This is a genomic window from Desulfobacter latus (assembly GCF_013389365.1).
Lineage (GTDB): Bacteria > Desulfobacterota > Desulfobacteria > Desulfobacterales > Desulfobacteraceae > Desulfobacter > Desulfobacter latus.
In genome coordinates, this window is record NZ_JACADJ010000108.1 from 1 (window position 1) to 7,895 (window position 7,895).

A 7,895-nucleotide genomic window follows, 5' to 3' on the forward strand; every position below is an offset into this window, starting at 1 on the left:
GTCTTGATAAAGATCCGATCCCTGCTTATTCACCGGAAAACAAACTATCTTTTACAGGCAAGAGAATTAAAAGAGGTTTGTACAAATGGTCGAAGGGCATAATCAACGCTGATCTGAACGGTGCATTAAACATCATTCGAAAAGAAGTTCCTGAATCCCTTAATGAACTTATAAGGATAAGGAATAGAGGCTGTGGGTTTCAGCCATTTAAAGTGCTTGCATTTTAATAAAAAAGTCTATTTGGATCGTAAATTAAATACTTTTGATTACTATTTAATTAGATTTTATAACCTACCATTAAGCATGCCCAATTCAACAAAAAGTCTGAAAGAGCGGGGAAAAAATAATAATGAAAATTACAGTGTTAGATTATGGAGCAGGCAATGTGCGCAGTCTGATCAATGCTGTGGAAAAAATGGGCGGCAGCATTAAAATGGTTGAGAAACCTGAAGATATCCTGGCGGCTGAAAGGCTGATTTTTCCCGGTGTAGGCAACTATGGGGCCATGCTTGAAATCCTTCATGAGCGTGGTTTTGTGGCGCCTTTGCGTGAATATCTCAAGGCTGACCGGCCGTTTCTGGGCATCTGCGTGGGTATGCAGGCCCTTTTTGAAGGCAGCGAGGAAGAACTTGTTTCCACCCATGAGAGCATTGGATTTTTTAAAGGCCGGGTAAAACGCTTTAGAACGGACCTGTCCGTGCCTCACATCGGATGGAACGGCATTCATATCAAACAGGACTCCCCTTTTCTTGATGGGGTTGATCCGGATACAAAATTTTACTTTGTCCATTCCTACCACATCGCGCCTGAAAACCCCGATGTTATTCTGAGCACCACCACCTATGATTACCCTTATGCGTCGGCTGTGCAGCAGGGCAATGTCATCGGCACCCAGTTCCATCCGGAAAAAAGCGGGGCTGCCGGCATGAAACTGCTTGATAATTTCATTTATTCAGACAGCCTGAAAGCCCGAGGGCCCGCTGACATACCGGCCAGAGGGTTGTCAAAACGGGTGATTGCCTGTCTGGATGTCCGGTCCAATGACAATGGGGATTTAGTGGTGACCAAGGGAGATCAGTACGATGTCAGGGAAGCGGGCAGTGTCAGAAATCTTGGTAAACCCGTGGCGTTGGCCCAAAAATACTACGAGCAGGGCGCTGACGAGATCACTTTTTTAAATATAACAGGATTCAGGGATTTCCCCTTGGAGGATATGCCCATGCTAAAGGTCCTGGAACAAACTTCAAAACAGGTGTTTGTGCCTTTGACCATTGGCGGTGGCATCCGTGAATTCACCGATGCCCGGGGCCGGCACTATTCGTCTCTGGATGTTGCGGCCCGGTATTTCAGGGCGGGTGCGGATAAGGTTTCCATTGGATCGGATGCGGTTTATATTGCCATGGCATACCTTGAATCCGGCCAGAAAACAAAAAAATCAGCCATTGAAGAGATCTCAAGGGTTTATGGGGCCCAGGCTGTGGTGATTTCCGTTGATCCCCAAAGGGCCTGGGTCAACAGTCCGGAAGATGCCCCCAAACACCATGTGGTCAAGGTGACATCCGGGGAAAAAGGGCCCAACGGCGAAGCGTATTGCTGGTACCAATGCACGGTGAGCGGGGGCCGGAAAGCCATGGATATTGATGCCGTAGCCCTGGCAAGGACCTGTGAAGAACTGGGAGCCGGTGAAATTCTGCTCAACTGCATAGATAAGGACGGGACCAACTCCGGATTTGACCTGGACCTGATCAATGCCGTACGCAGCAATGTCTCCATTCCGGTGATTGCCTCTTCCGGTGCCGGGTGTGAAGCCCATTTTGCCGAAGTGTTTAAGTATACAAAGGCTGAAGCGGCATTAGCCGCGGGTATTTTTCACAGGGAAGAAGTGCCCATTCAGTCGGTGAAACAGCATCTTGCCGAACAGGGCATTGAGGTGCGAACGTAGCTTTTAAGAACAGCTTTAAGGAATGGGTCTTAAATAACTTGAGAGTATAGGAATTTCCAACACCCAGAACCCAGAACCCAGCACCCAACAGCCCGCCCAAAGGGCGCTAATTTACCCATTTTTATATATCCGGGAGCGCGGGCGCCCCGCCCGCAGCAACGATGCAGGCGGGACGCCTGCGCTCCCAGGTTAAGTTATTTCCGACTCATTCCTAAATAAAAAAGTTGTGAATTTTGAGTAGTTGAGATTTAGAACAAGCTGTTTTTCTCACAACTCAATACGCACATCTTTAGAACGGAATCTCATCATCCGGAATGGCTTGATCAGGTTCGTCGGGCGTGCCGGGCTGGGCTGGGCCCTGGAAATTATCTGAATTGGGCGCAGGCCGGTTCGGGGTATATCCCCCCCCCCCACCGGAATTCGGCTGGTTCTGATATCCGCCTCTCTGGTAATCTGAACCGCCTGAACCGGACTGGCCGCCGCCATCCCGGCTGCCCAGAAAAATGACAGTTGAGGCGACAATTTCAGTGGTGTAATGTGTCTGCCCTTCTTTTTCCCAGGACCGGGTCTGCAGCCGACCTTCCAGGTAAACTTGCCGACCTTTTGACAGGTACTTTTCACAGGTTTCAGCCTGTTTGCCGAATACCACAATCCTGTGCCATTCGGTTTTTTCCTGGCGCTCTCCTGTATTTTTATCCGTCCATTGCTCACTGGTTGCCAAGGTAAAATTCACCACAGCCAAAGCCTGCTGGGAGTATCTGATTTCAGGGTCTCTTCCCAAATTACCGATGAGCATGACTTTATTTAGACCTGCCATATTAAACTCTCCTTTCTATATATTGCCTGAGAAAATTCCTAGTATCTGAGAAAATATGTATTTGAACGCAACGTTGTTCAGATGCAAATTTTTCTGCAACGCCCCAGATGGATGGCGTTTCGTTCAAACACGAATTAATAATCCAGAGAGGACACTTCCAGCGCATGCTTCTGGATAAAATTGCGCCGGGGCTCCACCTCTTCCCCCATGAGCAGGGTAAATATTTCGTCAGCCTTTTCCGCATCTTCAATATTCACCTTGAGCATAATCCGTTTTTCCGGATTCATGGTTGTGTCCCACAACTGATCCGCATTCATTTCACCCAGACCTTTGTAGCGCTGTATGTTAATCCCCTTTTTGGCTTCAGCCATGAGATATTCATAAAGGCCGTTTAAATCATCAAGGGTTGTGACGGTTTTTGCATCAGCCGCCTTTGATGATATAGAAAAAGGGGGCTGGTTCAAGTCTTTTATTTTTTCATAGGCCTGGCGCATTTTCTGATAGTCGTTGGTGCCGAGAATGTCTCTTCCCACACGCAGCAGTTTTGCCTGCCCGGTGTTATCCAGAATATCCATTTCATAAATGCTGCGTTCCTGATCAAATTCAATCTCCCGGGGGGTATATCCGTTATCTTTGAGCATCTCGGATAATGCTTCCAGGTTGGTTTTTTCTTCCAGGAAACGCTTTGAACTGACCCCTTTCCAAATCAGGCTAAACAGAAGATCCGTATCATAATCGCGTTTATGAAGCTGGTTCATGTTGTTATAGTATTCTGTCATGTTTTGCAGGAACGCATAGAATTCATCCTCGGTCAGCGGCGTGTCATGGCCGTTGATCAGGATCTGTTTCTGGGATGAAATTCTGCGGATCAGGTAATCGGCGTATTCGGTTTCATTTTTCAGATAGATGCCGTTTTTCCTTGATCCCACCCTGAAAAGCGGGGGTTGGGCAATATACAGATAGCCGTTTGATATCAGGTCCGGCATCTGGCGGTAGAAAAAAGTGAGGAGCAGGGTCCGGATGTGTGAGCCGTCCACGTCCGCATCCGTCATGATGACCACTTTATGATAGCGGATTTTTTCTATGTTGTACTCTTCCCTGCCTGCGCCGGTACCCAGCACCGTAATGATATTTTTTATTTCATCACTTCGAATAATTTTGTCGAACCGGGCCTTTTCCACATTGAGAATTTTACCTTTTAAGGGAAGGATGGCCTGGAAGCGGCGATCCCGGCCTTGTTTGGCAGAGCCGCCTGCAGAATCGCCCTCCACAAGGAACAGTTCACGCTCTGCAGGGTCGGCAAACTGGCACTCGGCAAGTTTTCCCGGCAACGTGGAATCAAGCAATGTCCCTTTTTTACGGGCAAGCTCCCTGGCGCGTTTGGCCGCATCCCTGGCCCGTGCCGCATCCACGCCCTTGGCAATGATTTTTTTGGCGACATTGGGATTTTCTTCCAGAAACTGGCCCAGTTTTTCATTGAGCAGGGATTCAACAATGCCCTTGACCTCATTGTTGCCCAGTTTTGTCTTGGTCTGGCCTTCAAACTGGGGCTCCATAAGTTTCACGGAGATGATGACGGCTAAGCCCTCTCTCATGTCATCGCCGCTGATCTTGATGCTCTGCATATTTTTGGGCAGGTTGGTATTGCCTGAAATATAGGCATTCACTGTACGGGTCAGGGCGCCTTTAAAGCCGGATACATGGAATCCGCCTTCAATGGTCCTGATATTGTTGGCAAAAGAGTACAATTTTTCCTTAAAGGTATCATTATACTGAATGGCCACTTCTATCTGGACATCGTTTTTATCCCCTTCAATATGGATGGGATCGTGCAGCACCGAGGTGGCCCGGTTCAGGTATTCCACAAAGGAGACTATTCCGCCTTCATAATGAAAATCATCTTTTTGTGCCGAGCGTTCATCTTCAATGACAATTCTGACGCCTTTGTTCAAAAAGGCCAGTTCCCGCATGCGCCGGGACAGAATCTCATAGCTGAACTCGTTGTGATTCATAATGGTAAAATCCGGAGAAAACGTGATTCTGGTTCCCCTTTTTTCCGTATCACCAAAAATTTCAAGTTCAGTGCGTTTGTGGCCTTTGGAATAGGTCTGATTGTAGATTTTGCCGTTTTTGAACACCTCCATGGTTAGATGCTCGGACAGCGCATTGACAACGGAGATCCCGACACCATGCAGGCCGCCGGAAACTTTATAAGCTTCTTTATCGAATTTGCCGCCGGCATGCAGTTTGGTCATGACCACCTCACAGGCCGGTATGTTTTCAGTCTCGTGCATTTCAATCGGGATACCCCGGCCGTTGTCCTCCACACTCACCGACATATCCTCGTGGATGGTGACAAAAACCGTGTCGCAATATCCTGCCATGGCCTCATCAATACAATTGTCTACCACCTCATATACGAGATGATGCAGGCCTTCAAGGTCCACGTTGCCGATATACATGGACGGTCTTTTCCGGACAGCTTCAAGGCCTTCTAAAACTTTGATGGCGCCTGCGCCGTAATCTTTACTGCCTTGGTTTTTATTCATGATAGATGTATGGACATTATTACGCAAATAAGGTTATTGTTTTTCATGCTTTTAATGATGCAGGGGCTTTTGCTGTTTTTGATATTCAATGTCACAATGTCGTCTTTGAACAGATTAAGGGCGTCCATGAAGTACCTGGGGTTAAAGGCGCTTTTTATCTCTTCTCCTGAGAAACCAACCATGAGCTGTTCTTTTGACTCGCCGATTTCAGGATTGGTGATGGTAACGGTCAAATTATTTTCCGTAAAGTTGAATATAACGCTTTTACAATCTTCCGAGGTAAGGATGGATACCCGTTTCATCAGTGTCAGAAACATTGCCCGGTCAATTTCAATGGGGATCATGCCCTCGAAATTCATGACAAGCCTGTAGTCCGGATAGTCACCTTCAAGCAATTTGATCATGATGGATTCATTGGCCCGCTGGAACACAAAATGATTTTTCTTGACGCCGACCTTGATGGTTTCAATATCGGAATCAATGAACTTGCCAAGTTCGGCCAGCCCTTTTTTGGGGATGATCACCCGGGAATCCCCCAGATCAAGATCCCCTGTAAACGACGCATCAAAACAGTGAAGCCGTCTTGAATCCGTTGAGACGATCCGAAGCACGTCCTCTCCTTCAACCGCGGCCTTTTCAATCAGCGACCCCAGGACATATATCCTTTTTTCTTCGTTCTGATATCCCACCACAGAAGAAACGGCCACCATCTTTTTCAAGTCTTTGGCTGTAATTTCTATGAAGTTGACGTTTTCAATCACAGGGGTTTCAGGAAAATTTTCATAATCCGAAGAGACAATGTGATAAACACTGTCTCCCGTTCCTATTTCAACCCACCGGTTCTCAACCTCATTGATGCAGATATTTTCATTGGGGTATTCTCTGATAATTTCAAAGAATTTTTTTGAATTGATAGACAGAATCCCAGAGGTTTCCACCTGCGCGTCATAGGTACCGGTGAAGACCGTTTCAAGGTCATTGGCGGTGATGGTTATTTTTGACTCAGCGGCCTTGATTAAGATATCGGAGGTGATTTTTAAACTTGTTTTTCTACCGGTAATACCCTGAATTTTTGCCAGAACTTCCAGGATATCCTTTTTATTGAAGGAAAATTTCATTTAGAATCCTTTTTATCATCTGTTAAACCAGATAAGTCTATAATAAACCGTTTGATTTATCAAGAGAAATGGCAGAGATGATACACGTTGATACGCTGGGTTATGGGCCTGCTCAGGGCAGTGGGTCAGATAAAAAATTCGGGCTTGATTCTATAGCACGACAGCGACACTTTCAAAAATCCTCCCGTTTAAAAAGAATTTTATAGCTTTAAGTCAGCTATAATGCGTTGATTTGCCGAAGCTTTTTGCGGAAATAAGACAAAGTGTCGCTGTCGTGATAGGCCGTTTTTCGTCAGCGCAATCCCTCTGTGGTTGCCTTTGTCAGGGCAGGCACGGCCTTGATCATATTTTAGGCCATATGGATTTCCGGTAGGTTGGGTTGAGGAACGAAACCCAACGCCGATAAGTTGTTGGGTTTCACTTCGTTCAACCCAACCTACGCTGTGGCCGATGTTATGACCAAGTCCGCAGGCACGGTGGCCTGCCCCTACAGCGGCCGACGTTAGAACCAATCCTAAAAAGTCAGGGTTCCACGGCAAAAAAGACTTGGACAGGTTTGGGGATTGAACAGGTTTCGTTCAGCCATCTGGCTTTATCTTTGATGGGGCCCGCCTTCATCAACCGTGCCTGTTCCGGACATGCCTTGATACAGGCGCAGCATAAAATACAGTCTGCTGCAATGGTGGCAAATCCATCGTCCGCATCAATGGCATTTGACGGACAAGCCGTGGCACAAATTCCGCACTCCGTGCAGGCATCCGTCACCGCAATGAAGTCCGGGGCACCCGTGCCCATGCCCTCCCTGTACGGAAAATTCCCCGGTACTTCCAAGACGGCAAGTTTCTTTAAATCAGTGGTCTTTTTTAGCAACGTTCCGGTATTGCCGCCAAAGTCTTGGGCCTGTTTCAGATCATTTTCATCCGGCCGATTCATGGCAACGGGAATATCTGTGCTTGCAAAGGAGTGTTCGCCAATAAAGGCAGCCCCGGCAACAGGGATAAATCCGCATGCCGACGCAACATCCTTAAGTTCCAGCAATGCATCTTCATATTCCCTGTTCCCATATACCACGGTGAGTATGGCCGGGGTTCCGGAGGCCGTCAGTTTTTTAAAGAAATCAGCTGCATCGGCGGGCAGGCGGCCGGCATATACAGGCGCCCCCAGCAGCACGATATCATCTTTATCAAAAGGCTCAAGCACGGTTCCACGAATCTCCGGGCGGGTGAAGTTAACGGCGGTTATTTCCGAACTACTGATTTCCAGACTTTGAGCAAGACCCTGGGTGATATCCCGAAGCACGGTTTCGGTTGTTTTGGTGGGACTAAAATAGACAAGGGTAATTTTTTTCATAAAATGCGGCAAGGAAACCCCTGAGTCTTTAGCTCAGGGGAGGAATTGCCGCCCTCCTTATAATAATTTAGTAGTCCAGGTACCGGACCTTAGCACGTCGTATTGTAGGAATAGCCGTC

Annotated in this window: 6 protein-coding genes; 2 read left to right on the forward strand and 4 right to left on the reverse strand. The window is 47.4% G+C overall.

The genetic code is table 11. From position 1 onward, the window contains the following. A partial coding sequence (locus tag HXW94_RS17625; protein WP_218576794.1) for a hypothetical protein occupies positions 1–227 on the forward strand: 227 nt, incomplete at its 5' end. Positions 228–349: 122 nt separating this feature from the next. Further along, positions 350–1,942, forward strand: coding sequence for an imidazole glycerol phosphate synthase subunit HisF (gene hisF / locus HXW94_RS17630; protein ID WP_178368210.1), 1,593 nt, complete (start codon positions 350–352; stop codon positions 1,940–1,942). Between the two features lie 289 nt (positions 1,943–2,231). Here hisF and HXW94_RS17635 read toward each other — a convergent pair whose 3' ends face one another. The 4 genes from HXW94_RS17635 to HXW94_RS17650 form a co-directional block, all read right to left on the reverse strand. Further along, a complete protein-coding gene (locus tag HXW94_RS17635) occupies positions 2,232–2,759 on the reverse strand; it encodes a single-stranded DNA-binding protein (RefSeq protein WP_178368211.1) in 528 nt (175 codons plus the stop codon). A gap of 134 nt (positions 2,760–2,893) precedes the next feature. After that, the gene (gyrB, locus tag HXW94_RS17640; protein WP_178368212.1) at positions 2,894–5,308 is read right to left on the reverse strand and encodes a DNA topoisomerase (ATP-hydrolyzing) subunit B; all 2,415 of its coding nucleotides are present in this window, start codon (positions 5,306–5,308) and stop codon (positions 2,894–2,896) included. Further along, on the reverse strand, positions 5,305–6,426 hold the full coding sequence (dnaN, locus tag HXW94_RS17645) for a DNA polymerase III subunit beta (protein ID WP_178368213.1): 1,122 nt from the start codon (positions 6,424–6,426) through the stop codon (positions 5,305–5,307). The genes gyrB and dnaN overlap by 4 nt, the downstream gene beginning before the upstream one ends. Before the next feature lie 522 nt (positions 6,427–6,948). Then, positions 6,949–7,788 carry an EFR1 family ferrodoxin gene (locus tag HXW94_RS17650; RefSeq protein WP_246294184.1) on the reverse strand — a complete coding sequence of 280 codons (840 nt, stop codon included), beginning with the start codon at positions 7,786–7,788 and terminating at the stop codon, positions 6,949–6,951. Between the last annotated feature and the right edge of the window lie 107 nt (positions 7,789–7,895).

What these genes read in the sequence shown, in the direction of transcription:
- HXW94_RS17635 (WP_178368211.1), bottom strand. Translation starts at nt 2,759, where the DNA reads ATGGCAGGTCTAAATAAAGTCATGCTCATCGGTAATTTGGGAAGAGAC.
- dnaN (WP_178368213.1), bottom strand. Translation starts at nt 6,426, where the DNA reads ATGAAATTTTCCTTCAATAAAAAGGATATCCTGGAAGTTCTGGCAAAA.
- gyrB (WP_178368212.1), bottom strand. Translation starts at nt 5,308, where the DNA reads ATGAATAAAAACCAAGGCAGTAAAGATTACGGCGCAGGCGCCATCAAA.
- hisF (WP_178368210.1), top strand. Translation starts at nt 350, where the DNA reads ATGAAAATTACAGTGTTAGATTATGGAGCAGGCAATGTGCGCAGTCTG.